Raw genomic sequence first — 25,605 nt, forward strand, 5'->3', positions numbered from 1 at the left:
GGTCAGGAATCCTCTTCCTGGCGCAGGCGCTCGGCGGCATCCTCCAGCGCGGAAAGAATGGACTCCCGCTCCCGCTCAGTAATTTTCTCTGAATCCAGATACATGGCGAATCCGCTGTGTTCGTGCTCAAGGAAGCTACGGTTAGGGCCCATGTCACGGCGGAAGTCCACAACCTCGTAGATGGAGACCGGGCGGCCGAAGCCTTTTACGGTGATCTCGCCCTTGTCCCGACACATGATGCGGTCTTTGATCAGCGAAAAGGTTTCGTAGGAAATCAGGATTTCGCCAGGCTCGGCGAGGGATTCGAGGCGGCTGGCCAGGTTCACTTCCTTGCCGATGATGGTGTAATCCATGCGGTTCTCGGCGCCAAAGTTGCCCACGGTAGTGTAGCCGGTGCTGATTCCCATACGGATTTCCAGCGGGGTTTTTATGCCCTGGCTTCGCCATTTCTGGCGCATGATTTTCATGTGCTTGCGCATTTCTACGGCCATGGACACACAGGCGAAGGCGTCTTCCTTCTGACCACGGCTGGTGGGGTCGCCAAAGAAGATCATTATGGAATCGCCAACAAACTTGTCGATGGTGCCGCCATACTTCAATGCCACTTCTGACATCTCGTTGAAGTAGTGGTTCAGCAGTTCGGTCAGTGCTTCCGGCTCCATCTCTTCGGAAAGTTCGGTAAAGCCCTTTATGTCGGAGAAGAACACGGCCAGTTTCTTGCGCTGGGTTTCCAGCCGCACGTCGCGCTCACCGGTAAAGATGGACTGCCACACCTGGGGGGAAAGGTACTTGGACAGTTTGTGGGAAAGCGCGATGGACTGTTCCCGTTGATTCTGAATCTGGGTTTTTGCCATCATCAGAGCACGGGCCTGTTGGTGGGAATAGAAAGCGGTTACGCAAATATAGAGCCCTGTGGCCAGTATGGCGATGATGCTGGTGATGAGCGGCGACTGGAATGAGTCTGCCGGCCCTACGATGGCCACACCGATGGCTACGCTGGCGGCCATGATAACCGTGCCGAACATCCACTGGCGGATACCACCGACAATCAGGCAACTGAACATCAGCATCAGCACCACTGCAACGGAGGGAATGGCTATCAGTCCGATGCAGCCGACGAACCCGCCACCGATGGCGCAATCGACCAGAAGCATCTTTTGCCGGATGCGGGGCGAGTTGCGCAGAAACGTTTTACGGGTAACCTGATGGGCGATGTGGGGCCAGGTGAGGGCGCCAGCCAGTAACCACAACATCCACATCCCGAAAACATCCTGCAGAACGCCGGAAACAATGATGCCTGCGGTTGCTGTGTATGCCAGAATCCGGCCACTGTAGTCCGGCATGGGGGGGATGGCAATCGGGTTGTTCTGCGAATCCAGTACAGCGGACTTGCTGGCGCTGGAGCTGGCAGTACGCAGGTCAATCGGGGCGCTCATCATGTCTGAAGCGAGTCCGGGAAGTTGTGAAAGCGTTGATGTTGGCTCATAAAGTGTCTACCGGCTTGTTTTTCATTGTTAGGGTAGATAGTACTTGCTTATCGTGGAAAGTACTTAGACTAAAGACTAACAGTAATACATCTGTCCCACAATTCGTAAGGGCTATTGAGGCCTGATGTGACGGCTTTTGCCCAACCATAGCGAGACGATATGACTGCAATAATGGATGCGTTGTTGAACCGTTCGTCGGAGTCGCGGCTGACCTTGCCGGCACCGGATACGGAAACTCTTGGGAAAGCGTTCGCCTGCGCCGCCAGGGCACCAGACCATGCCCTTTTGCGGCCATGGCGATATCTGGTGATTGAGGGTGAAGAAGCCCTGACCGCGTTGGGGGACCTGTTTGCGTCTACCTGTGAGCAGGATGCCCCGGAGAAAGCGCGGGAAAAGCTGCGCAAGAAAGCCATGCGGGCCCCGATGGTGATCGTTGGCATTGCCAGCCATCAGCTTCACCCCAAGGTGCCAGAAATCGAGCAGACTATGTCAGCGGCTGTGGGCATGGGATATTTGCTTCTGGCACTTGAATCAGCCGGCTACGGCGGTATGTGGCGTACCGGAGGTGTGGCTTACAATCCGGAAGTTGCCAGGGGCCTTGGGCTGGGTCAAGAAGAGATTATCACCGGCTTTCTTTACGTTGGCAGCGTCAGTTCGGGTAAACCCCCGGTGCCACGGCCTGATCCGTCAGACTTTGTAAACCGCTGGCCGCGGTAGTGACCAACGAGTGACCCCTGCCAATTCCGGTGGGGGAAATCCCTTGCCGCTTTCACCTTCCCTCTCACCTCAGTGCTACCCCGAACCTGACTCCAGCCCCCGCCCCGCAACAACTTCTGAAAACTGGCACTGTGATTGCTTTTACTCTGGCATAAAGCACAAACGGCAATGTGAACGACGCCGGGTGCAGGAACCGGAGGCATTATGGCAATTTCCCTGGACAAAGCATTAGGCATTCACCAGCACGCCCTTGAGGGGCGGGTGAAGCGTGCCGAAGTGCTGGCAAACAATCTGGCAAATGCGGACACCCCGGGCTACAAAGCGCGGGATATCGACTTTCAGGCGATGATGGAAAAAGCCCAGGAGGGCATGAATGGGTTTGGCATGACGCGAACTCATGAGTCGCACATGGACACGTCACCCATGGGCCAGGACAGCGAGCTGTTGTATCGGGTTCCGCATCAGCCTTCCGTGGATGGCAATACCGTGGATGCCCAGCAGGAGCAGACCCGCTTCATGCGTAACGCCATGGATTACCAGGCCAGTTTCCAGTTCCTGAACGGAAAAGTCACAGGCATTAAAAAGGCACTCTCGGGTCAGTGATCCGGGCGCAGGCATTTAACTGAGGAGCAACACCATGTCACTGGGTAGTATTTTCGATATCGCCGGGTCAGGCATGACAGCCCAGTCGCTGCGGCTGAACACGACTGCGTCCAACATCGCCAACGCGGAGACTGCCAGTTCCAGCACCGAGCAGACCTACCGCGCCCGCAAGCCTGTGTTCGCAGCCATCCAGCAGTCCATGCTGAACCCGACCCAACAGGGCCAGGCCTTTGGCACTGATGAAGGCCCAGGGGCCGGTGTCCGGGTCGAGGGCATTGTTGAGAGCGATGCCGAACTGCAGATGCGGTACGAGCCGGATCACCCCGCGGCCAACGAAGAGGGTTATGTGTTTTACCCCAACGTGAACGTGGTGGAAGAGATGGCAGACATGATGTCCTCATCGCGCAGTTTCCAGATGAACGTGGACATCATGAACAGCGCCAAATCCATGATGCAGCGCATCCTGACCCTGGGTCAGCAGTAACCGAGCGAGGATTGAAGCATGAGCGCAATTAACCCGGCAGACGCCTCGGATGTGCTGAGCAAATACAAGCTGGATCAACAGCAAACCAAAAGTGGTAATGAACTTGGCAAGAACGAGTTCATGGAGTTGATGATTGCCCAGCTGAAGAATCAGAACCCACTGGAGCCCCAGGATAACGGTGAATTCATCTCTCAGCTGGCGCAGTTCAGTTCTCTGGAGGAGATGCAGGGTCTTTCGGGCAGTGTGGATGATGTGGCAAACCAGTTCCGCTCCACTCAGGCACTGCAGGCTTCCGCCATGGTGGGCCGTACCGTTCTGGCGCCGTCCTCCATTGGCATTCTGGGGGCTGACGGAGAGATATCCGGCAACGTGGAGGTGCCTGCCAGCACCTCCGGCCTGAGAATCTCCATTGAGAATGAGGCCGGCGAGCGGGTACGACAGATTGATATGGGCTCCCAGCAGGCCGGTGTGACCGGCTTCAGCTGGGACGGCAAGGACGGCAACGGCAACAGTTTGCCTCCTGGCCCCTACAAAGTCGTGGCCGAAGCCTCCTACCCGGATGGACCCGAGCAGCTTCGCACCATGATGAGCGCCAACGTTGACAGCGTATCGCTGGGCAAAGGCGGCAATATTACGTTGAACCTCGCCGGCATGGGCTCCATCGCTCTGTCGGACGTTGAACAGATTAACTGATACCGGTGAAACACCAGAGGTGAAGTATGGCTTTCAATACAGGTCTTAGCGGCTTGAGGGCGGCATCGGTTGACCTTGATGTCACCGGTAATAACATTGCCAACGCCAGTACGGTGGGCTTCAAGGGCAGCAAGGCCCAGTTTGGCGACTTGTACGCCAGTGGCTTTCTGAGTGCCGGCAGCAACCCCATCGGTGATGGTGTGCGGGTACAGGACGTGAAACAGTCCTTCGGCCAGGGCAACATCAGTTTTACCGATAACGGCCTCGACCTGGCGATTAACGGCGACGGGTTTTTTGTGCTCAATAACGGTGGGGAAGTCCGTTATTCCCGGGCCGGCCAGTTCGGCATCGATAAGGACGGTTATGTCACCAATAACCAGAATATGCGGGTTCAGGGCTTCGTGGCGGATGATGACGGCAACCTGTCCGGCATCCGTGGCGACCTTCAGGTAGAAACCGATAACCTGGCACCGCGCCGCACCACCAACCTGCGTTCAGACCTCAACCTGGATTCGCGGGAGACAGTGCTGGAGCGCCAGGTGAGGAACTGGAACACTCTGAGCGTAAATGAATTCCCGGGTGAGAGTGTCACTTTTGAATACGAAGGTCAGTCGAATCAGGTTGATTTTGCGGCCGACGAATCAGTCAGCGATATTGTGGCTAAACTCCAGTCACAGTCTGGAGTGACAGCCTCGGCTGCTACATCCCTTCCGGTTGGGGATATGTCAGGTGCGGATTTTTCCACTTTCGAGCTGACCGTTGGTGACGAAACATCACCGAGACAAATCGATCTCACAGGTGTTTCGACAGTCGAAGACCTTGCAGCCAAGATCAGACAAATATCTGATCAGTCGATATCGGCCTCTGTTAACGCTTCAGGCGAGCTGAGCATTACGCATAACTCGGGCGAAACCCTGAATGCCACTTTTGACTCGGGCGGGGCCTCTGTTGACCTTACGGAGGCAGGTGTTGTAACGATAAATACGGATCGCACGGTTACTGGTGTAAGCTCTTCATCAACAGCAATTGCAGGCGCTTTCGAAGTGCCGCCAACACGAATAAACGCATTCAACCCTGTTGATCAACGTACCTATAACCATGCTACCTCAACTACCATCTACGACAGTCTCGGTAACTCGCATGAGTTGACTCAGTTCTATGTCAAACAGCCTTCGCCAGGTAACGGTGTGGGTGTGAGTGATTGGGCGGTTTATGCACAAATTGACGGAGAATTCGTCGGAGGGACGGATCAGAGCCCGTACCTGGCCCGGTTCAATCAGGATGGCGAATTGCAGTCTGTCAACGGCGACTCCAACGGAGAAATTCTGATTGATGACTGGACGCCCAAGGATGCCAATGGCATGCCGAATGGTGCTGATGGTCCTCCAGCCCCCGGAGAAGAAGTCACGACACCAATTCCTGATCCGCCCACTACATCGGCCTTTGTGCTGGATATTGGCAACACCACCCAGTATGGCAGTGAGTTTGGTGTGAATGACCAACGCCAGAACGGCTACGCCACCGGCCGCCTTTCCGGCCTGGACGTGTCTGATCAGGGTGTGCTGTTTGCCCGTTACACCAACGGACAATCGCAGTCCCTCGGACAGGTAGCGCTGGCCTCGTTCAATAATACCAACGGGCTGTCGCCGGTCGGTGAGACCACCTGGGTGGAAACCTTTGAGTCCGGGCAGCCCATCATCGGCGCGCCGGATTCCGGAACCCTGGGCTCTATAAAGGCCAGCTCCATAGAGGAATCCAATGTGGATCTGTCGGCGGAACTGGTGAACCTGATCATTGCCCAGCGAAACTATCAGGCCAACGCCAAGACCATCGAAACCTCTGATGCTGTCACCCAGACGATCATCAACCTCCGCTAACCCTGAAAGCTGAACATGGCACGACTCCTGCTAGGACTATGGAAAGACTGGAAACAGTCAAAATTCCGGCAGGAGTTTTCCCATGGACAAAGCCCTTTATATTGGAATGTCTGGCGCCAAGCAGAACATGCTTTCCCAGCGCGCCCACGCCAACAACCTGGCTAACGTCAGTACCACCGGTTTCAAGCGGGATTTCGCACAGGCCCGCAGCATGCCTGTTTTTGGCGACCACCATCCCACACGAGCCTATGCCATGGCTGAAAGGCCGGGCACGGATCTTTCCGCAGGTGCACTGATGGATACTGGCCGCAAGCTGGACGTTGCTGTTGAAGGCGATGGCTGGCTGGCGGTGCAGAACCAGCAGGGCGAAGAGGTCTTTACCCGTTCTGGCAGCATGCAGATTGATGTGAACGGCCTGATGCGTCTTTCCAGCGGCGAGATGGTGATGGGTAACGGTGGCCCGGTGGCACTCCCTCCTTTCGATAACGTGCAGATAGGCGCAGACGGCACCATTTCCATTGTGCCCGTCGGCGGTCCGCCGGACCAATTGGTTGAAGTGGATCGTCTTAAGCTGGTGAATCCACCCCGGGAAGCCCTGGAAAAAGGGGAAGATGGCTTCATCCGCCGCAAGGCCGGCGAGGCACTGGATGGCCCTGAGCCCCCGGATGCCAATATGCGGGTGGCCTCCGGATTCCTTGAGAGCTCCAATGTCAACGCTGTCGAAGAGATGATTTCCAACCTGCAGTTGTCACGCCAATACGAGATGCAGGTGAAGATAATGACTACCGCCAATGAGAATTCCGAGGCTTCGGCACGACTGTTGCAGAATCTCTGATAAACCTGATTAACATCGTCCGGGCGGGCAGGAAAGCGGCAAACTTCCGCCGCATTGAAGCAGCCCCGGCAAGGAGTAGATGACATGCATCCAGCACTTTGGGTCAGCAAAACCGGGTTGAGCGCACAGGACACCAACATGTCCACGATTTCCAACAACCTGGCCAACGTGAACACCACTGGTTTCAAACGCGACCGGGCTGTGTTTCAGGATCTGCTGTACCAGATTGACCGGCAACCCGGTGGTCTGAATACCCAGAACTCGGAGCTGCCATCCGGCCTTCAACTGGGTACCGGTGTTCGCATAGTCGGCACAACCAAGCAGTTCTCCCAGGGTAACCTGGAAGTCACCGAACAGCCCCTGGACATGGCGGTGAACGGCCGCGGGTTCATGCAGATACTGTTGCCGGATGGGCAGATTGCCTATACCCGCGACGGCCAGTTCCAGCTGAACGCCGACGGCGATATCGTGAACCCGGACGGGTACACCCTGGAGCCGAACATCAATGTACCGGAAAACGCCACCAACATCACAATCGGCAAGGATGGCACTGTTTCAGCAGTCACCGACGATCAGGCAGCACCGGTGAATCTGGGCGAAATCACCCTGGTGGATTTCATCAATCCACAGGGCCTCCAGGCTATCGGCAACAACCTCTACAAGGCGACCAACGCCAGTGGTGATCCCGCCGAAGGGGAGCCTGGCATCGGCGGCCTGGGTACTCTTGAGCAAGGCATGGTCGAGGCCTCCAACGTGGAAGTGGTGGAGGAGCTGGTTAATATGATTACCACCCAGAGGGCTTATGAAATGAATTCGAAAGTGGTCTCCGCAACAGACCAGATGCTGCAGTTCATCACCAATAATATCGGTTAACCGGCAGCAGCGTCCGGGAGGGGTAATCATGACATCCATCAAGACTGACAGATCGAAAGCACATGGCGCAGGAACGCTGGCTGTTGTGGTGGCATTGATCGTACTGCAGGGCTGTACCGCCATGAGCCGACCGCGGGCCATGCCGGATGACCCCCAATATGCTCCGGTTCGTGCCGAAGCAATGATGCAGAGGGACCCGGAATCCGGTGCCATTTATCAGTCGTCGCGCAACTACAGCCTGTATGGCGACACTGTGGCACTGAACGTGGGCGACATTCTTACCGTGACCCTGGAAGAGTCCACCCGTGCCAGCAAGAACGCTGAGAGCAGCATTACCAAAGACAATGAGATTTCCATGCTGGACCCGCGAATTCTGGGCAAAGGCAACATCGGACTGGCAACAGATATCGATCTGGAGCGGGATTTTCAGGGTCAGGCGGAAGCGGATCAGAGCAACAGCCTGGATGGCAATATCACCGTTACGGTAACGGAAGTACTGCCGAACGGTGTTCTGCACATTCGTGGCGAGAAGTGGCTGTCGCTGACCAACGGTGATGAATATATTCGCCTGACGGGGCTGGTTCGCCCTCAGGATATTTCGCCGGATAACACCGTCGCCTCCAATCGTATTGCCGATGCCCGTATCGCTTATGGCGGTACCGGTGACTTTGACCAGGCCAATCAGATGGGCTGGCTCGCACGATTCTTCAACAGTGAGTGGTTCCCGCTATGAAAATGCTGAGGTTCGGCATAATGGTACTAGCGCTGTCGGTTGTGGCCGCGCCTGTGTTGGCGGACCGCCTGAAGGACCTGGCGCGTATCAAGGGTGTGCGTAACAACCAACTGGTGGGCTACGGCCTGGTAGTTGGCCTTGACGGCACCGGCGACAAAGCACCGTTCACCAACCAGACGTTCCGTAACATGATGAACCAGTTCGGAATCACCCTTCCGCCAGGCGTGAACCCGAACCTGGCCAATGTGGCAGCTGTAACCGTGACAGCTACTCTGCCACCGTTCGCGAAGCAGGGGCAGGAACTGGACATTACCGTGTCGTCCATTGGCAATGCCGACAGTCTCCGCGGTGGCACCCTGTTGATGGCACCCCTGAAAGGGGCTGACGATCAGGTGTACGCCATGGCTCAGGGCAGCCTGGTTGTGGGTGGCTTTGGTGCCCAGGGTGCCGACGGCTCCCGCATCACTGTGAACGTGCCCAGTGTTGGCCGCATACCGAATGGTGCCACCATCGAGCGTGAAGTGACTTCTCCCTTCACCAGGGGCGATACTATTACCTTCAATCTGATGCGCCCTGATTTCACAACAGCCCGCCGGGTTGTGGAAGCCATCAATAGCAAACTGGGGCCGGACATGGCCTATGCGCACGATGCCACGGCCGTGTCGGTGAAGGCCCCACGGGATCCCTCCCAGCGGGTGAGTTTTCTCTCCATCCTTGAAAATATCAATGTCGATCCGGCACAGGATGCTGCGAAGGTGGTCATTAACAGCCGTACCGGCACGATTGTGGTGGGGCAGAATGTGAAAGTGAGCCCGGCTGCAGTGACTCATGGCAACCTGACCGTCACCATTGAAGAGAATCCGCAAGCCAATCAGCCCAACCCGTTCACGGGCGGTGAAACCGTTATTGAACCCAATACTCAGATCGCCATTACGGAAGACCCGGCCCGCATGTTCCAGTTTGGCCCGGCAGTCACCCTGAACGAAATTGTTCAGGCGGTGAATCAGGTAGGCGCGGCCCCGGGCGATGTAATGGCGGTGCTGGAAGCGCTCAAACAGGCCGGTGCCCTGCGGGCCGAACTGATCGTGATATAGGTGGCATGATGCAGGATTTCAGTCTCCAGAAAGCACAGGTCTATACCGATTTTGGCGGCCTCAATGACCTGAAGACCCAGGCCCGGACCGATAAGAACGCCGCGCTGCTGGAAGTGGCCAAGCAGTTTGAAGGCCTGTTCCTTTCGGAAATGGTGAAGTCCATGCGCAAGGCCGGTGACGTGTTTGCCGAAGGCAACTACCTGAACAGCCAGCAGTCAGAATTCTACCGCGAGATGTTCGACAGCCAGCTCAGCCTGACGCTGTCGCAGAAACAGGGAACCGGACTTTCCGAAGCTCTGGTCCGGCAGCTCAGCCGCCAGATTCCGGGCATGGATGAAAAAGGTGACCCGATGGCGGCTCACAAGAAGGCCCTGGCGGATTACGACCGCAGCGTGCCGGTATTGTCTCCACGTTTGCCAGAGCAAGTGGAGAAGGTGAACCAGGTGGCCGAAAACCCAGCGCCTGTCGTTGAGCCTGGGGCGAGTGCCCCGTTGCCTGAACGATTCGAATCTCCTGAACACTTTGTGCGCGAGCTTCTGCCAGTTGCGGAAAAAGTGGCTCAGCACAGCGGTATCAACCCCCGCCTGATGATAGCCCAGGCAGCGCTGGAAACCGGCTGGGGCCGGCACATGATAGAAGGTGAGGGTGGTGCTCCGAGCTTCAACCTGTTCGGAATCAAAGCGGATAGCCGTTGGCAGGGTGAAGCAGTGAATATCGCCACTACCGAGTACCGGGAAGGAGTGCCGATGAACGAGCGGGCAGCTTTCCGGTCATATGCGGACTATGAGTCCAGCTTCCGGGATTATGTATCGTTCCTCGAATCCAATCCCCGCTACCGGGATGTTCTGGCAGTGGCGGATAACCCCGAAGAGTTTGCTGAGAGGCTGCAGCAAGCCGGGTACGCCACCGACCCCAACTATGGCGCAAAGATACGTCGCATCATGAACAACGACACCATGACGACGTTGTCCATGGGTCTTCCCAGGGCTGAGGAGTAAGGTTTATGGCAGGGCTTATCAACATTGGCTTGACCGGTATCCTCGGACACCAGGCGGCGCTTAACACTACCGGTAACAACATTACCAATGCCAACACTCCCGGTTACAGCCGCCAGGAGGTTCAGTTCGAAACGCAACCGGCCCAGCGTACTGGTGCTGGTTCGGTGGGTACGGGCGTTAACGTCACCGATATTCGCCGGCTGGCAAACGAGTTCCTGACCCAGCAGGTGCGAGAGGACAGCACGCTGTTCGGAGAGCAGAAAACCCTGAATTCGGAGCTGTCCCGGCTGGATAACCTGTTGGGTGGCGAATCCACCGGGTTGAGTAACGCGCTCAACAATTTCTTTGCCAGCCTCCAGAATGCGGCGGAAGATCCGGCTTCGCTGCCACAGAGGCAGCTGGTTCTCAGCGAAGCGCAGCAGGTCGTCAACCGGTTTGAAGCCCTCAATCAGGAATTCGTTCAACAGCGGGAATCGGTCAAGACCCAGATGCAGCAGGGCGTAAAAGATGCCAATACGCTGCTCAAAAGCATTGCCGAGCTGAATACAGCGATTTCGGAATCGCCGGGGCTGGCCCAGGGCCGTGAACCCAATGAACTGCTCGACAAACGGGATGAAAAGCTCAGGCAACTGTCGGAACTGGTCAGCATACGTGTGACCCAGGCAGAGGGCAGCCAGGTGAACGTTTCCCTGAGCAATGGCCAGTCGCTGGTGGTTGGCTCAGAGGCAGCCCAACTGGGCACGCGGGCGGATTCCGAAGATCCGTTGTCGCTGGAGTTTACCCTGACCAGCGGCGGCCGAACCCTGAACGTAGACAGCCAGATCAACGGCGGCACGCTGGGAGGTTTGCGCCGGTTCGAGTCCGAGGGCCTGCAGCCTGCACTACAGGAGCTGGGCAGGGTAGCGATCGCCTTGTCAGACACCCTTAACCATCAGCATGAAATCGGGATGGACCTTGAGGGGGATCTGGGCGGACTGTTCTTCAGTGACATCAACTCGGAAGCTGCGCAGCGGGGCAGGGTTGTTGCCAATGCCAACAACGCAGCGCCACAGAACGCACAACTGGCTGTCGAGATTATAGACAGTTCTGCTCTGCCTGCGGGCAGCTGGTCGCTGCAGTTCGGTGGCGATGGCCGGAACTTTGAACTGGTCGACCGAGCTACCGGCAAGGTGGTTAACCAGGGCCGCCTGCCGGATCCGGTTCAGTCTGAAATTTCCATGCCGGGTTTCAATATCCGTGTGGAAGGCGGCACCTTTAATGCCGGTGACAAGTTCCTGATCGAGCCCACCCGGAACGCGGCCGCCAATATCGACCTGAAACTCAGCCGTGAAGAAGACCTTGCGTTCGCCAGCCCGGTAAGGGCTGAGGGTGCCGCCGGCAATACCGGCGATGCCACCATCAACCAGGGCAAAATGCTTAACGTGCGGGACCCGTTTACCAATTCGCTGTTGACGAATTTCCGCCAGGAGGGGCAGTTGGATCCGCCGCTCGACATCCGTTTTCGTGAAGATGCGGTCAGTGGCGAGCTGGTTTATGACGTTTATGACGCCAATGCGGCGCCGGGAGACCCGCCGCTTATCGAAGGCAATGCTACGGCCACTCCGCCAGTCAATGTGTTCGAGTCTGGTGTTTCCAACAAGCTGTTTACCGAGGACCCACGCTCTCCGGATTATTTCGGCTTCCAGTTTGAAATATCCGGCAACCCGAGGCCCGGTGACTCTTTTGGCATCAATTACAACACCAATGGCGTGTCGGATAACCGTAACGCCGAGTTCCTGGCGGCGCTAGGAACCAAAAACACTCTGAACAACGGTAGTCAGAGTTTTGCTGAAGGCTACGCCGGCCTGGTCGAGGATATCGGCGTGAAAACCCGCCAGAGCCAGCTGGACAAGGATGCCGGCAAAACCCTGCTGGAGCAGTCCAGCAACCAGCGGGAATCGGTGTCTGGCGTTAACCTGGACGAAGAGGCCGGCAGGCTCATCCAGTACCAGGCCGCCTATAATGCGTCCGCTCAGGTAATGAGTGTGGCCCAGGACTTGTTCAATACCCTGTTACAGAGTTTCCGGTAACAGTGCGAGGTGATGTGACATGATCAGAATTTCATCACAACAGATATTTTCCGGTGGGATCAGTCGGCTGCAGGACCTCAACAGCAGCCTGAACCAGACCCAGGAGCAGATATCGACCGGCAAACGTGTCAACAAGCCGTCGGACGACCCCGTAGCCGCTGCCCGCATTCTCAAGCTGGACCAGGAGTTGTCGCGGATTGAAACCTACCAGCGCAACGCCGGCCTGGCTGAAAACCGTCTGCAACAGGAGGAAAGCACACTGGCCGGGTCGGTGGACATTATTCAGCGAGTTCGTGAGCTTACGGTCCAGGCGGGCAACGGTTCGCTGTCGGCAAATGATCGTAAGTCGATCTCCTCGGAGATGAAGGAACGCCTGGGGCAACTCGCCGAAATTGCGAATACTCGCGACGCGTCGGGTGAGTACATATTCAGCGGATTCCAGGGTACAACGGCTGCGTTTGCCAAAGATGCCTCGGGTAGCTGGGTATATCAGGGCGATGAGGGCCAGCGTGTACTGGAGATTGATGATGGTGTGACGGTTCCCATCAGTGACCACGGTAAGGGGATCTATTCCTCCATACCGGCAGCTGTGGCTGGTGAGATTGATCCCGACCAGACCCCTCCGGCCACTGGGCGAATTGATGGGGTTAGAGTAATCGATAATGGTGAGTTAGCGTCGGTTGCTCCGGACGATATCACGCTCACTGTAGACACTGCCGCGGGCGAGATCACTGCCGTAAACAGGCGGACCGGTGTGGCCCTTCCCGAATCGCCGATCAGCTTTACGAGTGGCGAGCCGTTTGAGATCGCTGGTATCCAGGCCACCATTTCGGACGAAGCTGATGGTGATCAATTTGTTATCCGTGCAGGGGAAAAGCAGTCTGTGTTCGCCACCATCGAAAACCTTATTGACGGGCTGGATAACATCGACAAGGGGTCTCCGGCCGGTCAGGCTGCCTACGAGGACCTGATTGCCAGCTCACTGCAGAATCTGGACAACGCCCAGGAAAGCATCGTTCAGAAGCAGACCGAATTGGGCGGGCGCATGAATGCCGTGGAATCCACCCAGTCGTTTCTGGAGGATTCATCGGTTTACAGCGAGGAGATCCGCTCCGAGCTGCAGGATGTGGACTACGCCGAGGCCATCAGCAACCTGAGCTTCCAGAGCTTCGTGTTGCAGGCGGCCCAGCAGTCGTTTGCCCAGGTATCCAGGCTTTCATTATTTGATCGACTGTAAGAAAAGCCTGCCGGAACAAGGAAGTCCGGCGCTTGTTATTGCTTTCAGATTAAACCTCAGTATAATCCCCAGCACTCTCCGATGGCGGCGTGGTGAAATTGGTAGACACGACGGATTCAAAATCCGTTGGGGTAAAACCCGTGGCGGTTCGAGTCCGCCCGCCGCTACCACTTACAAGCCGCTCAACGTGGTGTCGTGAACAGTCCATCCCATGAACGTCTCCGATTTTCACTTTGATCTGCCGGATGAGCTCATCGCCCGGTACCCCCTCAAAGAGCGCAGTGCATCACGCCTGCTGGACCTTGACGGCCTTTCCGGCAACGTTACCCATCGACAGTTTTCTGACCTGCCGGACCTGCTGCAACCAGGCGATCTGCTGGTGTTCAACAACACCCGGGTGATACCTGCACGGTTGTTCGCGAAAAAGGAAACCGGCGGCCAGGTTGAAGTGCTGGTCGAGCGGCTGCTCGGAGAGCATGACTTACTGGCCCATGTAAAGGCCTCCAAGGCATTGAAGCCGGGGCAACGGATTGTTCTGGAAGACGGTACGCCCATGCTGATGAAGCAGCGGGAAGACGCGCTTTTTCACCTTGTCTGTGAGAGCAGCGAACCACTGCTGGAGCTGCTGGAGCGTATCGGGCACATGCCTTTGCCGCCCTATGTGGACCGCCCTGACGAATCCTCCGACCGGGAACGATACCAGACTGTCTATGCGCAGGAGGCTGGCGCTGTGGCCGCCCCGACAGCAGGCCTGCATTTTGATGATCACATGCTGGCGGAACTGGATGCCCGGGGAATTGAGCGTGCGTTTGTGACTCTGCACGTGGGTGCTGGTACCTTCCAGCCTGTACGTGTCGAGCATATCGAAAACCACGTCATGCACAGCGAAGTCGCCCATGTTCCCCAGGAAACCGTTGACGCTGTTAATGCAGCCCGCGCCGGTGGTGGCCGCATCGTTGCTGTCGGGACCACCTCGGTAAGATCGCTGGAGTCGGCCAGCCGGGGCGGGGTACTGAAGGCATTCAAGGGCGAAACCGATATCTTCATCTACCCCGGTTATCGTTTCCAGAGTGTTGACGCCATGGTGACCAATTTTCACCTGCCTGAATCGACGCTGATCATGCTGGTCAGCGCTTTTGCAGGCTATGACAACGTGATGTCCGCCTACCGCGAGGCCGTCGCGGAGCGATACCGCTTTTTCAGCTACGGTGACGCCATGTTTATCACAGGGCAGGAGCCAAGTCTCGGCGCCCTCAAATCCTATGCCGGGGAAGGGCATCCGGAATCCGGAGAACAATCATGACTGACCAGTGTTTTATGTCCTTTGAAAAACTGGGAGAGGATGGCCGTGCCCGGCGGGGCCGGTTAACCTTTCCAAGGGGGACCGTGGAAACGCCGGCTTTCATGCCCGTGGGTACCTACGGCACCGTCAAGGGTATGCTGCCACGGGACATAAAGGACATCGGCGCAGAGATCATCCTCGGCAATACCTTTCACCTGATGTTGCGGCCGGGCACCGAGGTGGTGAAGGCCCACGGTGATCTGCACGACTTTACCCAGTGGCACGGCCCGATCCTCACTGACTCTGGTGGCTTCCAGGTGTTCAGTCTTGGGGAGATGCGCAAGATTACGGAAGCGGGCGTGACCTTCCGTTCCCCAATTGACGGTTCCCCGGTGGAGTTGTCACCGGAAATTGCCATGCAGGTACAGCGGGAGCTGGGCTCCGATATCGTGATGATTTTTGACGAGTGCACCCCTTACCCCGCGACTGAAAAGCAGGCCCGGGAGTCGATGGAGCTGTCCCTGCGTTGGGCCGGCCGAAGCAAGGAGGCACACGCGGGCAATCCGGCGGCACTGTTCGGTATCGTTCAGGGGGGCATGTATGAGTCCCTGCGTGATCGCTCGCTGGAAGGGCTGACGGACATCGGATTTGACGGTTACGCCATTGGCGGTCTCTCGGTAGGGGAGCCCAAGGAGGATATGATTCGTATCCTGGACCACCTGCCACCGAAGATGCCGGAGGACCGGCCCCGTTACCTTATGGGCGTCGGCCGGCCGGAAGACCTTGTGGAGGCGGTTCGCCGGGGCGTGGACATGTTTGACTGCGTGATGCCCACCCGCAACGCCCGTAACGGTTACCTGTTTACGTCTACCGGCATCGTCAAGATCCGCAATGCGCGGCATCGCCACGATACTGCTCCGCTGGATGAACGGTGTGACTGTTATACCTGTGAGAACTTTTCTAGAAGTTACCTGCATCATCTGGATAAATGTGGAGAAATGCTCGGATCGCAACTCAATACCATCCACAATCTGCGTTATTACCAGAACGTGATGGCCGGATTGCGTGGCGCAATTGAAGCAGGTACATTGTCGGACTTTATCAGCGACTTCTATGCCCGCCGGGGTGAAACCGTGCCACCAATGGCACAGTGACTGCGGGACATGCCGGTGCTCGACCGCTACTGAATTTATATTAAAAACGGAGATGATCAATGAAATCAATCAAGTTACTTGTTGCTGCCCTCTTTGCTGTGATGCCGGCACTGGCCATGGCACAGGATCCGGGTGCAGGCGGCATGGGAGTGATGGGGCAGGTAATTTTCTTCGCCGGCTTCATCCTGATTTTCTACTTCCTGATCTGGCGTCCGCAGTCCAAGCGTGCGAAAGAGCACAAGGCTCTGATGTCCGGTCTGAACAAGGGTGATGAGATTGTCACCTCAGGCGGCGTCGCCGGCAAGATCACCAAGGTGAGCGACGATTTCATTGTGGTTGAAATCGCCGATAACGTTGAAGTCAAGGTTCAGAAAGTTGCTGTTGCAGCTGCACTTCCGAAAGGAACTCTGAAGGACATCTGAGCCGGATTTTCACTCAGGTCTGAATTTGCCAAGCTGAAACATCACAGCCGGCCTGTTGGCCGGCTTAAAGGGACCCCATGCTGAACAAGTATCCGCTCTGGAAAAACCTGGTTATCGTCATCGCTCTGGTGATCGGGCTCATCTACGCTTTGCCTAATGTCTTCCCCGACGACTACGCCGTACAGATCACAGGTGCGCGCAGTAGCACCGAGGTCAATCAGAGGATTCTGGAGAGGGCTGTTGATGCGCTCGAGGCGAAGGGGATAGCTGTCAAGGAATCCGAGATCCAGGAGCGTGATGCCCTGATCCGTCTGAATAATGCCGACGCCCAGCTGCGGGCCAGGCCGGTTGTCCAGGATGCGTTGGGCAGGGACTACCTGGTGGCCCTGAACATGGCGCCGTCGACACCGGAATGGCTGAAAAGTCTGGGTGCGGGGCCGATGAAACTGGGCCTGGATCTTCGCGGTGGCGTTCACTTCCTGCTGGAAGTGGATATGGAAACGGCCGTCGAGCAACGCCTCGAGGCCATGTCCAGCCAGATCAAGCGAGAACTGCGCGAGGAACGCGTGCGCTATCGCGGCGGTGATCTGGAGGGCGACAACTCCATCGTTCTGACCTTCCGGGATGAAGAGTCCCGCAGCGAAGCGTTTGACCTTATTCGTGACCAGTACAACCAGTTTCTGCTGGACGAAGAGAGTGAGGAGGGCGAATACCGCCTGATACTTACCATCTCGGAAGCCGAGATCAAGTCGATCCAGGATTACGCCCTGCAACAGAACCTGACCACTATCCGCAACCGGGTGAATGAGCTGGGTGTCGCGGAGCCGCTGGTACAGCGCCAGGGTGCCGACCGGATTATTGTTGAGTTGCCTGGCGTTCAGGATACGGCAGCTGCAAAGCGCGTCCTTGGCGCGACCGCTAACCTGGAGTTCCGCCTTGAAGCACGCCAGGACGCGGCAGCCGCAACAACGGAAACCTACCAGTTCCGTGACAACCCGAACCGCGAGGCTCGCCTGGAGCGGGAGGTTATCGTGACTGGCGACAACGTCTCCAATGCCCAGCAGGCATTTGATGAGAACGGCCAGCCACAGGTCAATATCACCATGGATTCCGTGGGCGGTGACCTGATGAACCGGGCGACGCGGAACGCGATCGGCCGCCGGATGGCGGTGCTGTTTATCGAATACCGCACAGAAACAGAAGAAGTGGTTGTGGATGGCGAAACTCGCACCGTCGACAACCGGGTGGTGGAAAAGGGCATTATCAGTCTTGCCACTATTCAGTCCGCGCTCGGGAGCAGTTTCCGGATTACCGGTCTGGATTCCATTCCCGAAGCTTCGGAGCTGGCGCTGTTGCTGCGGGCCGGCTCGCTGGCCGCGCCCATGTACTTCGTCCAGGAACGCACCATTGGCCCAAGCCTCGGGCAGAAGAACATTGATGCGGGCATGATGTCCGTGCTTCTTGGCTTCGTACTGGTGCTTTGCTACATGGTGGTTTACTACCGTGGCTTTGGCCTGATTGCCAACGTGGCGCTTACACTGAACCTGATGCTGCTGATTGCCTGTATGTCGATACTCTCGGCGACACTGACCCTTCCGGGTATTGCCGGTATTGTACTGACGGTGGGCATGGCGGTGGACGCCAACGTGCTTATCTTTGAGCGCATCAAGGAGGAGCTGAAAACAGGCGTTCCGCCTCAGTCTGCCATTAACGCTGGTTATTCCCGGGCCTTTGTATCGATTTTCGATGCCAACATTACCACCCTGCTGGTGGCCGTCATCCTTTTTGCCATGGGCTCGGGCCCGGTGAAAGGGTTCGCGGTAACGCTGTCGATCGGTATTCTCACATCGATGTTCTCGGGGCTGATGGTCAGTCGCAGCATCGTGAATCTTGTATACGGCGGTCGAAAGATCGAAAAACTGTCGATCGGAGGGAAGCTGGCCAATGTCTGAAGTTGAGAAAAAACCCATCGATTTTATGGGCATACGGAAGGTTGCTTCTGTTGTGTCCATTGCATTAGTCATCGCCGCGATCGCCTTGATGGCAACGCGTGGCCTGAACTTCGGCCTTGATTTTACCGGCGGCACATCTGTAGAGCTTGAGTACCAGGAGGCTCCGGCACTGGACGACGTCAGGCAGACTCTGGAAGCGGCCGGCTACGAGAAGTTCGTGGTCCAGAACTTCGGGTCAGACACCACCGTGCTGATACGCATGGCTGAGTCAGATAACGATCAGCTGGCGGTTCAGGTGATGGAAGCTCTGTCGGACGCTGGCGCGGAAATGGAGCTGGTCAGCTCCGAGTTTGTCGGCTCCCAGGTTGGTGACCAGTTGAAGGAAGACAGCGGCCTCGGCATGCTGATCGCCCTTGCGGTCGTACTGATCTATGTCGGCATGCGCTTCCAGTTCAAGTTCGGGATTGCGGCGGTTGTGCCACTTGCTCACGACGTTATTATTGTTCTTGGTGTATTTGCGCTGTTCCAGTGGACCTTTGATCTGAGTGTGCTGGCGGCCCTGCTGGCGGTTATCGGTTACTCACTGAACGATACCATTGTTGTTGCTGACCGGATTCGTGAAAACTTCCGCAAGATGCGGGAGGGCGATTCCGAGCACATCATCAACGAGTCCATCCACCAGACCATTAGCCGGACGATCAATACCTCTGGCACCACGCTGGTGGTTTTGCTGGCGCTGTATTTCCTCGGAGGCGAGGCCATTAATAACTTTGCGTTGGCTTTGATGATCGGCGTGGTGGTGGGTACCTACTCATCCATTTACGTTGCTGCCAACATGCTGATCGCCCTTGGGGTGGCCCGCGAGGACCTGATTATTCCGCCTAAGGAAGGGCTGGCCGGTCAGGAAGAGGAAGAAGAGCAACCGCCCGAGTGGCTGAACCGGATGTAATTCCGCGCAGCCATAAAAAAGCCGCAACACCTCACGGGATTGCGGCTTTTTTTATGCCGGCCGGTTCAGCGTGGCAGGCGGCCCCGGAAGGGGTGAAGGGTTTTCAGTACTTCCCGGAACAGCTTGGGGTTGGCAACGATAAGCTGCTTGGCTTTCTCCGTTGACGGGTTGCCAGAGAAGTCGCCCGTCAGTGCGCCGGACTCCAGTGCCAGGGTTACGCCGATGGCCAGGTCCGCGGGCTCTGGACGGAAAATAACGGCAGCGTCCAGGTGGCCGGATGATACCCGGGCAATATCCAGTGCGACACAACCGGCGGTGCGGAACATGCTGCTGTCGCGGGCCAGTAGTGAGGCCATTTCGCCCCACATCAACGGGTCATCGCCGTGACGGGTCTGGTCCAGGAGGTTGCTGACCACCGCCGCGCGGTCGGAATGCTTGACCTCGCTGGTGCGTACGCGCCGGCTGTTGAGCGCTGCGCCATGGCCACGACTGGCGGAATACTCTTCTCCGGTGACCGGGTTGATCAGCAGAAGGTTCTCGGTGCGATTGTTTTTCTTTTGCAGCAGTGCCAGTGCGAAATCAGGAATGCCGCGCAGAAAGTTCTCACGCCCGAGTACCGGAAAAATATGCCAGCTTTTGTCATTGCCGTCAGCGTCCGCCTCGTTCAGCGGAGCGATCACGTGGTCCTTGTAGGCTTTTTCGAGCTGCTCGGAAAAATTGTCGTAAACAGACTGCTCGACCCGCTCCAGTTGTTTGCGGCGGTCTTCGCTGTCGCCATTGGGTTCCTGGCGTTCGAAGTGTGATTTCAGATAGTCGGACCCCTGACGCGCGACGCGCAGGGCCATTTTGATAGCTGGTTGCATCTGAGTGTTCATTATCCGGGTGTGTGAAGGCCGCATAGCATATCAAAAACTGACACCGCTTGTATGTTTTTCGACTCCACAATGTCACTGACTGCGCTGCATCAGGGCTTGTCCGGAGAGGCAGGGAAGGGGCGAAATCTGGTATCATACGCGCCTTCCCGGATTTCTATTTACAGATTACTACAGAGACACGAGCACCATGCACAAGTCCGCGATGCCCCAGGAGGGCACCGACACCTTTGACGACCAGATCAGAATTGTTTTGGTTGAAACGTCGCATTCCGGCAATATCGGGGCCGTTGCGAGGGCCATGAAGAACATGGCGCTGGGCAGTCTCTGGCTGGTCAACCCGGTCTCGTTTCCTGACGAAACCTCCTACGCCCGGGCGGCGGGGGCCTCAGATGTTCTGGATAATGCCCGGGTGGTTAGCTCGCTCGACGAGGCGATTGAGGACTGTGTGTGCGTTATGGGTACCAGCGCCCGCGGCCGCAAGGTTCCCTGGCCGGTTATTGCGCCGCCGGAAGCCGCAGCCATGGCTTCGAAGCATTCAGGGGCCGGGCCTGTTGCGCTGGTGTTCGGTCGTGAGAACCATGGTCTGAGCAACGAAGAGTTGCAGCGCTGCCACTTCCACATTCATATCCCGTCCAATCCGGACTACAGTTCGTTGAATCTGTCCATGGCCGTTCAGGTGATGTGTTATGAATTACGCATGCATTACCTGCGAGGGCTTGAAGGCGGCGAAGGCAGCCCCTATCTCAAACCAATGACCGCGCCGGGGGATGCTGGCTGGGATGTGCCGCCGGCACCAGTCAAGGACGTTGAAGGTTTTTTCGAGCATCTTGAGCAGGTGCTGGTGGATGTGGATTTCCATCGCCGCGAAAAGCCCGGGCTGCTGATGACACGGTTGCGCCGTCTGTTCCAGAGAGCGAAACTGGATCAGACGGAACTCAACATCCTCCGGGGGGTTCTGACTGCCGTGCAGAAGTCCGCTGGCGCTGGCAAGACAGGACAAAATACGTCAAAGGCTGGTTTCACAGCCGGTGAGCAGGAATAGGATTATGTTTGAACGTTTAAGGGAAGATGTGAACAGTGTTTTTCATCGTGATCCCGCAGCTCGCAACACCTTTGAGGTTCTCACCAACTACCCCGGACTTCATGCACTCCTGTGTCACCGTTTTTCGCACTGGCTCTGGAACCTTGGCCTGAAATGGCTGGCGCGTACCTTCTCGACGCTTGCCCGCTGGCTGACGGGCATCGAGATTCACCCTGGTGCGACCATTGGTCGTCGTTTCTTCATCGACCACGGTATGGGGGTTGTGATCGGTGAAACAACGATTATTGGCGATGACGTTACGCTCTATCAGGGCGTGACCCTGGGTGGAACCAGCTGGAACAAGGGCAAACGCCACCCTACGCTGGGCAATGGTGTTGTGGTTGGCGCCGGCGCCAAGATTCTGGGCCCTTTCGATGTGGGTGAGGGCGCCAAGATAGGCTCCAACTCTGTCGTTACCAAGGCGGTTCCCGCGGGTGCGACCGTGGTCGGGATTCCGGGGCGGGTGGTGGTCAAACGCAAGGGCGAGGACAGTGTACGCCGTAAAGAAATGGAAGAGCGTATGGGCTTTGACGCCTACGGCGTGACCGAGGAAATGCCCGACCCGGTTGCCCGGGCGATGCGCAGCCTGCTGGACCATATGCATGTGGTTGATGACCGCATTGAGAACATGTGCAAGGCACTGAGAAAGGTTAATAGCGAATATCAGAACGGTGAGCTTCCGCCGCTGCAGGAGGAGGACTTCGACTGCGTGCGGGAAGACGAGCCGTCGCAGCGGTGAATACTTGACTGAAATGGTTGGTCAATTCATACTCGGCCCTGTTAAAACCGAATCAATCCCTGACCGGGGCTGAGTTTATGAGACTGACCACCAAAGGCCGCTATGCGGTGACGGCAATGCTGGATCTGGCCCTTCACGGGGATCAGGGGCCGGTCAGTCTGGCGGATATTTCCGCCCGGCAGGAGATATCCCTCTCGTATCTCGAGCAGCTCTTTTCCCGCCTTCGCCGTCACAAACTGGTGATCAGTATCCGGGGGCCCGGCGGTGGCTATCGCCTGAGCCGCGAACCCGACGCCGTCTTCATTGCGGAGGTGGTGGACGCGGTGAGTGAATCCCTGGATACCACCCGTTGCGGCAACAAGGGTGATTGCCAGAATGGCGAGAAATGCCTGACCCACCACCTGTGGTCTGATCTCAGCGACCAGATCCACCAGTTCCTGAGCGATATCAGTCTCGGTGACCTGATGAGAAAACGGGAAATTCAGGTGGTTGCCAGCCGGCAAAACAGGCGTCATTCCGAAGGTGATTCACAGACGATCAACACCGAGCGCCTTAACGATCAGGCGCCGGCCTGAATATCCGAAGCCTCTATGAAAAAGCCCGTCTATATGGACTATGCGGCGACCACGCCCGTGGACCCCGCTGTTGCCGAAGAAATGTGCAAATACCTCACCCTTGACGGTGTTTTCGGGAACCCTGCCTCGCGCTCCCATGCATACGGCTGGCAGGCCGAAGCCGCCGTTGAAGGTGCCCGCCGCCAGGTTGCGAATCTTATCCACGCTGACCCACGAGAGATCGTGTGGACGTCCGGAGCCACTGAGTCTGACAACCTGGCCATAAAAGGTGCTGTTGCCGGTCATGACAATCCCCATATTGTGACCTCGGTGATTGAGCACAAGGCGGTCCTTGATACCTGTAAATGGCTTGAACAGCATGGTGTGAGCGTCACCTGGCTGACACCCGGAACGGACGGCCGCATTTCCCCGGAGCAGGTGGAGAATGCGCTTCAGGATAATACGGTCCTGGTTAGCCTGATGATGGTGAATAATGAGCTGGGGTGCCAGACCGATATTGCTGCCATAGGTGCCATGCTTCGCGAACGAGAGGTGCTGTTCCACGTTGATGCCGCCCAGGCTGCCGGCAAGACGGAAGTGGATGTCAGTATCGCCCCGGTGGATCTGCTGTCGCTCTCCGGCCACAAGGTTTATGGCCCGAAGGGTATTGGCGCCCTTTATGTCCGTCGGTCACCGGATGTGCACATCGAGGCGCAGATCCATGGTGGCGGCCACGAACGGGGTATGCGCTCCGGGACATTGCCAACCCACCAGATCGTGGGTATGGGCAAGGCGTTCGAGCTTGCAAGCGCGCAGCTTGAGCAGGACAGGCAAATGCTGGAAGACATCCGCAGTCGCTTTCTGGCAGGGTTGAGCAACCTTGAAGGTGTGATACTCAATGGCAGTGAAGAGCACCGTGTGCCAGGCATTGTAAATCTGTCGTTTGCAGGTGTGGACGCGGAATCACTGATGCTGGGATTGAGAAATCTCGCAGTGTCTTCGGGATCGGCCTGTGCCTCTGCCACTGTCGAGCCATCGTTTGTATTAAAAGGCATCGGTCTGGACGATGAGCAGGCTCACCGGGCCCTGCGGTTTTCTTTCGGACGCTTTTCCACAGCGGAGCAGGCTGACTTCGCAGCAACGCAAATCGTTGACGTTGTTAGCCGTCTCCGTTCAGTGCGGTAGGCAGTTGCCTCCGGACTGCGTATAATCCCAACCCTGAAATTTTTCTGAACCTGAATGGAGACAGATCATGGCAAACGAGCGCACGCTCTCGATTATCAAGCCCGACGCAGTCGCAAAAAATGTGATCGGCGAGATTTATACACGTTTTGAGAAAGCAGGACTGACGATTGTTGCCGCCAAGATGATGCATCTGACCCAGGAGCAGGCGGAAGGTTTCTATGCCGAGCACAAAGAGCGCCCGTTTTTCAATGATCTGGTGGCGTTCATGACGTCCGGCCCGGTTGTTGTTCAGGTTCTGGAAGGCGAAGGTGCTATTCTGAAAAATCGTGATCTGATGGGCGCTACCAACCCGAAAGAGGCGGAAGCAGGCACCATTCGCGCCGATTTCGCGTCCTCTATCGATGCAAACGCTGTTCACGGTTCGGATTCCGCAGCGTCGGCCGAGCGTGAAATTGCGTATTTTTTCAATGACAGTGAGATCTGCCCGCGCGGTTGATTGAGCTGGCCCGGGCCGGAAAGTCTTCCGGCCCGGATTGGTTATCTGATTGAGGTTATGAAATGACAGCTGTTGCTGAGAAAACCAACCTTCTGGGAATGCCGAAGGCCAAAATGGAGGCTTTCTTTGAATCCCTGGGGGAGAAGCGTTTCCGGGCAACGCAAGTGTTGCAGTGGATTCATCAGCGCGGCGCCGATGATTTCGATCAAATGACCAATATGAGCAAGGTGTTGCGGGAAAAACTCCAGGAGGTTGCAGAAATTCGTGGTCCGGAAGTGGTCTACGATGAGTCCTCCAAAGACGGTACCCGCAAGTGGGTCATGCGGATGGATAACGGCAACAGTGTCGAGACCGTGCTGATTCCCGATGGCGAGCGTGGCACCCTGTGTGTTTCCTCACAGATTGGCTGCAGTCTTGACTGTACCTTCTGCTCGACGGGAAAGCGGGGCTTTAACCGTAATCTGACCGCCGCAGAAATCATTGGCCAGGTCTGGGTTGCCCGCAAGGCATTCATGCCCTTTGAGCCGGGCCCGGATCGTCCGATCACTAATGTGGTGATGATGGGCATGGGCGAGCCGCTGCTTAACTTCGATAACGTGGTTGATGCCATGAACCTGATGATGGAGGACCTGGCCTACGGGATCTCCAAGCGGAGGGTCACGGTAAGCACTTCCGGTGTGGTGCCTGCCATAGACCGGCTGGGAGAGGTTACCGATGTTTCACTGGCCATTTCGCTTCATGCCCCCAATGATGAATTACGTAACCAATTGGTGCCGTTGAATAAAAAGTACCCGATCTCGGAGTTGCTGGCAGCCACCCGCCGCTACCTGGCGCGTTTGCCAGACAAGCGCAAGGCGACCATCGAGTATACGGTGATCGAAGGGGTTAATGACCAGCCTGAACATGCCAGGGAGCTGGCGGTGGTATTGCGGGGTCTGCCTTGCAAGATCAACCTGATTCCTTTCAATCCGTTTCCGGAGAGTGATTTCCGGCGGCCGAGCATGAACGCCACCCGTCGCTTCCAGACGGTTCTCAATGAGGCGGGATTTATTGCAACTGTCAGAACCACCCGGGGCGACGACATCGATGCCGCTTGCGGTCAGCTTGTTGGCAAGGTGGAAGATCGAACGAAAAGAAGCCAGCGTTACATACAGGTGCACCAGGTCAGTCCATGAACCCGGGTGAGCGTTCACCCCTGAATACAAGAGGAATTGCC

At 56.9% G+C, this 25,605-nt stretch carries 25 protein-coding genes and 1 tRNA gene; 24 read left to right on the top strand and 2 right to left on the bottom strand.

The features are described 5' to 3' along the window. Positions 1–2: 2 nt before the first annotated feature. A complete protein-coding gene (locus ABJM11_RS04995) occupies positions 3–1,439 on the bottom strand; it encodes an adenylate/guanylate cyclase domain-containing protein (protein ID WP_348296028.1) in 1,437 nt (478 codons plus the stop codon). Between the two features lie 207 nt (positions 1,440–1,646). Here ABJM11_RS04995 and ABJM11_RS05000 point away from each other — a divergent pair, with 207 nt between their 5' ends. The 18 genes from ABJM11_RS05000 (at position 1,647) to secF (ending at position 19,459) form a co-directional block, all read left to right on the top strand. Beyond that, complete coding sequence (locus ABJM11_RS05000; RefSeq protein ID WP_348296029.1) at positions 1,647–2,204, top strand: nitroreductase; 558 nt, start codon at positions 1,647–1,649, stop codon at positions 2,202–2,204. Positions 2,205–2,408: 204 nt separating this feature from the next. Next, entirely contained in the window at positions 2,409–2,807 is a 399-nt protein-coding gene (gene flgB / locus ABJM11_RS05005) for a flagellar basal body rod protein FlgB (protein WP_348296030.1), read from the top strand. A gap of 34 nt (positions 2,808–2,841) precedes the next feature. After that, positions 2,842–3,291: a flagellar basal body rod protein FlgC gene (gene flgC / locus ABJM11_RS05010; RefSeq protein WP_348296031.1), complete on the top strand. Its 450-nt coding sequence runs from the start codon at positions 2,842–2,844 to the stop codon at positions 3,289–3,291. A gap of 18 nt (positions 3,292–3,309) precedes the next feature. Continuing rightward, on the top strand, positions 3,310–3,984 hold the full coding sequence (locus tag ABJM11_RS05015) for a flagellar hook assembly protein FlgD (protein WP_348296032.1): 675 nt from the start codon (positions 3,310–3,312) through the stop codon (positions 3,982–3,984). A gap of 26 nt (positions 3,985–4,010) precedes the next feature. Next, complete coding sequence (locus tag ABJM11_RS05020; RefSeq protein WP_348296033.1) at positions 4,011–5,861, top strand: flagellar hook protein FlgE; 1,851 nt, start codon at positions 4,011–4,013, stop codon at positions 5,859–5,861. Between the two features lie 82 nt (positions 5,862–5,943). Continuing rightward, entirely contained in the window at positions 5,944–6,696 is a 753-nt protein-coding gene (locus ABJM11_RS05025) for a flagellar basal body rod protein FlgF (protein WP_348296034.1), read from the top strand. A gap of 84 nt (positions 6,697–6,780) precedes the next feature. Then, the gene (gene flgG / locus ABJM11_RS05030) at positions 6,781–7,569 is read left to right on the top strand and encodes a flagellar basal-body rod protein FlgG (RefSeq protein ID WP_348296035.1); all 789 of its coding nucleotides are present in this window, start codon (positions 6,781–6,783) and stop codon (positions 7,567–7,569) included. Between the two features lie 28 nt (positions 7,570–7,597). Next, on the top strand, positions 7,598–8,302 hold the full coding sequence (flgH, locus tag ABJM11_RS05035; protein WP_348296036.1) for a flagellar basal body L-ring protein FlgH: 705 nt from the start codon (positions 7,598–7,600) through the stop codon (positions 8,300–8,302). Then, on the top strand, positions 8,299–9,396 hold the full coding sequence (locus ABJM11_RS05040) for a flagellar basal body P-ring protein FlgI (protein ID WP_348296037.1): 1,098 nt from the start codon (positions 8,299–8,301) through the stop codon (positions 9,394–9,396). Before flgH ends, ABJM11_RS05040 begins: the two co-directional genes overlap by 4 nt. An 8-nt stretch (positions 9,397–9,404) precedes the next feature. After that, complete coding sequence (gene flgJ / locus ABJM11_RS05045) at positions 9,405–10,394, top strand: flagellar assembly peptidoglycan hydrolase FlgJ (RefSeq protein WP_348296038.1); 990 nt, start codon at positions 9,405–9,407, stop codon at positions 10,392–10,394. 5 nt (positions 10,395–10,399) lie between these two features. Beyond that, complete coding sequence (gene flgK, locus ABJM11_RS05050; protein ID WP_348296039.1) at positions 10,400–12,463, top strand: flagellar hook-associated protein FlgK; 2,064 nt, start codon at positions 10,400–10,402, stop codon at positions 12,461–12,463. A 19-nt stretch (positions 12,464–12,482) separates the two neighbouring features. Then, entirely contained in the window at positions 12,483–13,700 is a 1,218-nt protein-coding gene (flgL, locus tag ABJM11_RS05055) for a flagellar hook-associated protein FlgL (RefSeq protein ID WP_348296040.1), read from the top strand. Positions 13,701–13,783: 83 nt separating this feature from the next. Beyond that, positions 13,784–13,870: transfer RNA gene (locus ABJM11_RS05060), tRNA-Leu, on the top strand. 41 nt (positions 13,871–13,911) lie between these two features. Next, entirely contained in the window at positions 13,912–15,003 is a 1,092-nt protein-coding gene (gene queA, locus ABJM11_RS05065; protein ID WP_348296041.1) for a tRNA preQ1(34) S-adenosylmethionine ribosyltransferase-isomerase QueA, read from the top strand. Positions 15,004–15,017: 14 nt separating this feature from the next. After that, entirely contained in the window at positions 15,018–16,136 is a 1,119-nt protein-coding gene (tgt, locus tag ABJM11_RS05070; protein ID WP_348296066.1) for a tRNA guanosine(34) transglycosylase Tgt, read from the top strand. A gap of 59 nt (positions 16,137–16,195) precedes the next feature. Then, the gene (gene yajC / locus ABJM11_RS05075) at positions 16,196–16,558 is read left to right on the top strand and encodes a preprotein translocase subunit YajC (protein WP_348296042.1); all 363 of its coding nucleotides are present in this window, start codon (positions 16,196–16,198) and stop codon (positions 16,556–16,558) included. A 77-nt stretch (positions 16,559–16,635) separates the two neighbouring features. Continuing rightward, a complete protein-coding gene (secD, locus tag ABJM11_RS05080) occupies positions 16,636–18,510 on the top strand; it encodes a protein translocase subunit SecD (RefSeq protein WP_348296043.1) in 1,875 nt (624 codons plus the stop codon). Beyond that, a complete protein-coding gene (gene secF, locus ABJM11_RS05085; RefSeq protein ID WP_348296044.1) occupies positions 18,503–19,459 on the top strand; it encodes a protein translocase subunit SecF in 957 nt (318 codons plus the stop codon). The genes secD and secF overlap by 8 nt, the downstream gene beginning before the upstream one ends. Positions 19,460–19,524: 65 nt before the next feature. Here secF and ABJM11_RS05090 read toward each other — a convergent pair whose 3' ends face one another. Continuing rightward, positions 19,525–20,322 (bottom strand): inositol monophosphatase family protein, encoded by a 798-nt coding sequence (locus tag ABJM11_RS05090; RefSeq protein ID WP_348296045.1) that lies wholly within the window; start codon positions 20,320–20,322, stop codon positions 19,525–19,527. 199 nt (positions 20,323–20,521) lie between these two features. Here ABJM11_RS05090 and trmJ point away from each other — a divergent pair, with 199 nt between their 5' ends. The 6 genes from trmJ (at position 20,522) to rlmN (ending at position 25,564) form a co-directional block, all read left to right on the top strand. Continuing rightward, the gene (trmJ, locus tag ABJM11_RS05095; protein ID WP_348296046.1) at positions 20,522–21,376 is read left to right on the top strand and encodes a tRNA (cytosine(32)/uridine(32)-2'-O)-methyltransferase TrmJ; all 855 of its coding nucleotides are present in this window, start codon (positions 20,522–20,524) and stop codon (positions 21,374–21,376) included. Between the two features lie 4 nt (positions 21,377–21,380). Beyond that, positions 21,381–22,154: a serine O-acetyltransferase gene (gene cysE / locus ABJM11_RS05100; RefSeq protein WP_348296047.1), complete on the top strand. Its 774-nt coding sequence runs from the start codon at positions 21,381–21,383 to the stop codon at positions 22,152–22,154. Between the two features lie 77 nt (positions 22,155–22,231). After that, positions 22,232–22,729 (top strand): Fe-S cluster assembly transcriptional regulator IscR, encoded by a 498-nt coding sequence (gene iscR, locus ABJM11_RS05105; protein WP_348296048.1) that lies wholly within the window; start codon positions 22,232–22,234, stop codon positions 22,727–22,729. 15 nt (positions 22,730–22,744) lie between these two features. Beyond that, complete coding sequence (locus ABJM11_RS05110) at positions 22,745–23,893, top strand: IscS subfamily cysteine desulfurase (RefSeq protein ID WP_348296049.1); 1,149 nt, start codon at positions 22,745–22,747, stop codon at positions 23,891–23,893. Positions 23,894–23,960: 67 nt separating this feature from the next. Next, entirely contained in the window at positions 23,961–24,389 is a 429-nt protein-coding gene (ndk, locus tag ABJM11_RS05115; protein ID WP_150993152.1) for a nucleoside-diphosphate kinase, read from the top strand. Positions 24,390–24,451: 62 nt separating this feature from the next. Next, positions 24,452–25,564 carry a 23S rRNA (adenine(2503)-C(2))-methyltransferase RlmN gene (rlmN, locus tag ABJM11_RS05120; protein ID WP_348296050.1) on the top strand — a complete coding sequence of 371 codons (1,113 nt, stop codon included), beginning with the start codon at positions 24,452–24,454 and terminating at the stop codon, positions 25,562–25,564. The last annotated feature ends 41 nt before the right edge of the window (positions 25,565–25,605 follow it).

The organism is Marinobacter sp. (genome assembly GCF_039977835.1).
Lineage (GTDB): Bacteria > Pseudomonadota > Gammaproteobacteria > Pseudomonadales > Oleiphilaceae > Marinobacter.

Excerpts from the sequence above, each read along its gene's own strand:
- ABJM11_RS04995 (WP_348296028.1), bottom strand. The coding sequence starts at position 1,439 with ATGATGAGCGCCCCGATTGACCTGCGTACTGCCAGCTCCAGCGCCAGC.
- ABJM11_RS05000 (WP_348296029.1), top strand. The coding sequence starts at position 1,647 with ATGACTGCAATAATGGATGCGTTGTTGAACCGTTCGTCGGAGTCGCGG.
- flgB (WP_348296030.1), top strand. The coding sequence starts at position 2,409 with ATGGCAATTTCCCTGGACAAAGCATTAGGCATTCACCAGCACGCCCTT.
- flgC (WP_348296031.1), top strand. The coding sequence starts at position 2,842 with ATGTCACTGGGTAGTATTTTCGATATCGCCGGGTCAGGCATGACAGCC.
- ABJM11_RS05015 (WP_348296032.1), top strand. The coding sequence starts at position 3,310 with ATGAGCGCAATTAACCCGGCAGACGCCTCGGATGTGCTGAGCAAATAC.
- ABJM11_RS05020 (WP_348296033.1), top strand. The coding sequence starts at position 4,011 with ATGGCTTTCAATACAGGTCTTAGCGGCTTGAGGGCGGCATCGGTTGAC.
- ABJM11_RS05025 (WP_348296034.1), top strand. The coding sequence starts at position 5,944 with ATGGACAAAGCCCTTTATATTGGAATGTCTGGCGCCAAGCAGAACATG.
- flgG (WP_348296035.1), top strand. The coding sequence starts at position 6,781 with ATGCATCCAGCACTTTGGGTCAGCAAAACCGGGTTGAGCGCACAGGAC.
- flgH (WP_348296036.1), top strand. The coding sequence starts at position 7,598 with ATGACATCCATCAAGACTGACAGATCGAAAGCACATGGCGCAGGAACG.
- ABJM11_RS05040 (WP_348296037.1), top strand. The coding sequence starts at position 8,299 with ATGAAAATGCTGAGGTTCGGCATAATGGTACTAGCGCTGTCGGTTGTG.
- flgJ (WP_348296038.1), top strand. The coding sequence starts at position 9,405 with ATGCAGGATTTCAGTCTCCAGAAAGCACAGGTCTATACCGATTTTGGC.
- flgK (WP_348296039.1), top strand. The coding sequence starts at position 10,400 with ATGGCAGGGCTTATCAACATTGGCTTGACCGGTATCCTCGGACACCAG.
- flgL (WP_348296040.1), top strand. The coding sequence starts at position 12,483 with ATGATCAGAATTTCATCACAACAGATATTTTCCGGTGGGATCAGTCGG.
- queA (WP_348296041.1), top strand. The coding sequence starts at position 13,912 with ATGAACGTCTCCGATTTTCACTTTGATCTGCCGGATGAGCTCATCGCC.
- tgt (WP_348296066.1), top strand. The coding sequence starts at position 15,018 with ATGTCCTTTGAAAAACTGGGAGAGGATGGCCGTGCCCGGCGGGGCCGG.
- yajC (WP_348296042.1), top strand. The coding sequence starts at position 16,196 with ATGAAATCAATCAAGTTACTTGTTGCTGCCCTCTTTGCTGTGATGCCG.
- secD (WP_348296043.1), top strand. The coding sequence starts at position 16,636 with ATGCTGAACAAGTATCCGCTCTGGAAAAACCTGGTTATCGTCATCGCT.
- secF (WP_348296044.1), top strand. The coding sequence starts at position 18,503 with ATGTCTGAAGTTGAGAAAAAACCCATCGATTTTATGGGCATACGGAAG.
- ABJM11_RS05090 (WP_348296045.1), bottom strand. The coding sequence starts at position 20,322 with ATGCAACCAGCTATCAAAATGGCCCTGCGCGTCGCGCGTCAGGGGTCC.
- trmJ (WP_348296046.1), top strand. The coding sequence starts at position 20,522 with ATGCACAAGTCCGCGATGCCCCAGGAGGGCACCGACACCTTTGACGAC.
- cysE (WP_348296047.1), top strand. The coding sequence starts at position 21,381 with ATGTTTGAACGTTTAAGGGAAGATGTGAACAGTGTTTTTCATCGTGAT.
- iscR (WP_348296048.1), top strand. The coding sequence starts at position 22,232 with ATGAGACTGACCACCAAAGGCCGCTATGCGGTGACGGCAATGCTGGAT.
- ABJM11_RS05110 (WP_348296049.1), top strand. The coding sequence starts at position 22,745 with ATGAAAAAGCCCGTCTATATGGACTATGCGGCGACCACGCCCGTGGAC.
- ndk (WP_150993152.1), top strand. The coding sequence starts at position 23,961 with ATGGCAAACGAGCGCACGCTCTCGATTATCAAGCCCGACGCAGTCGCA.
- rlmN (WP_348296050.1), top strand. The coding sequence starts at position 24,452 with ATGACAGCTGTTGCTGAGAAAACCAACCTTCTGGGAATGCCGAAGGCC.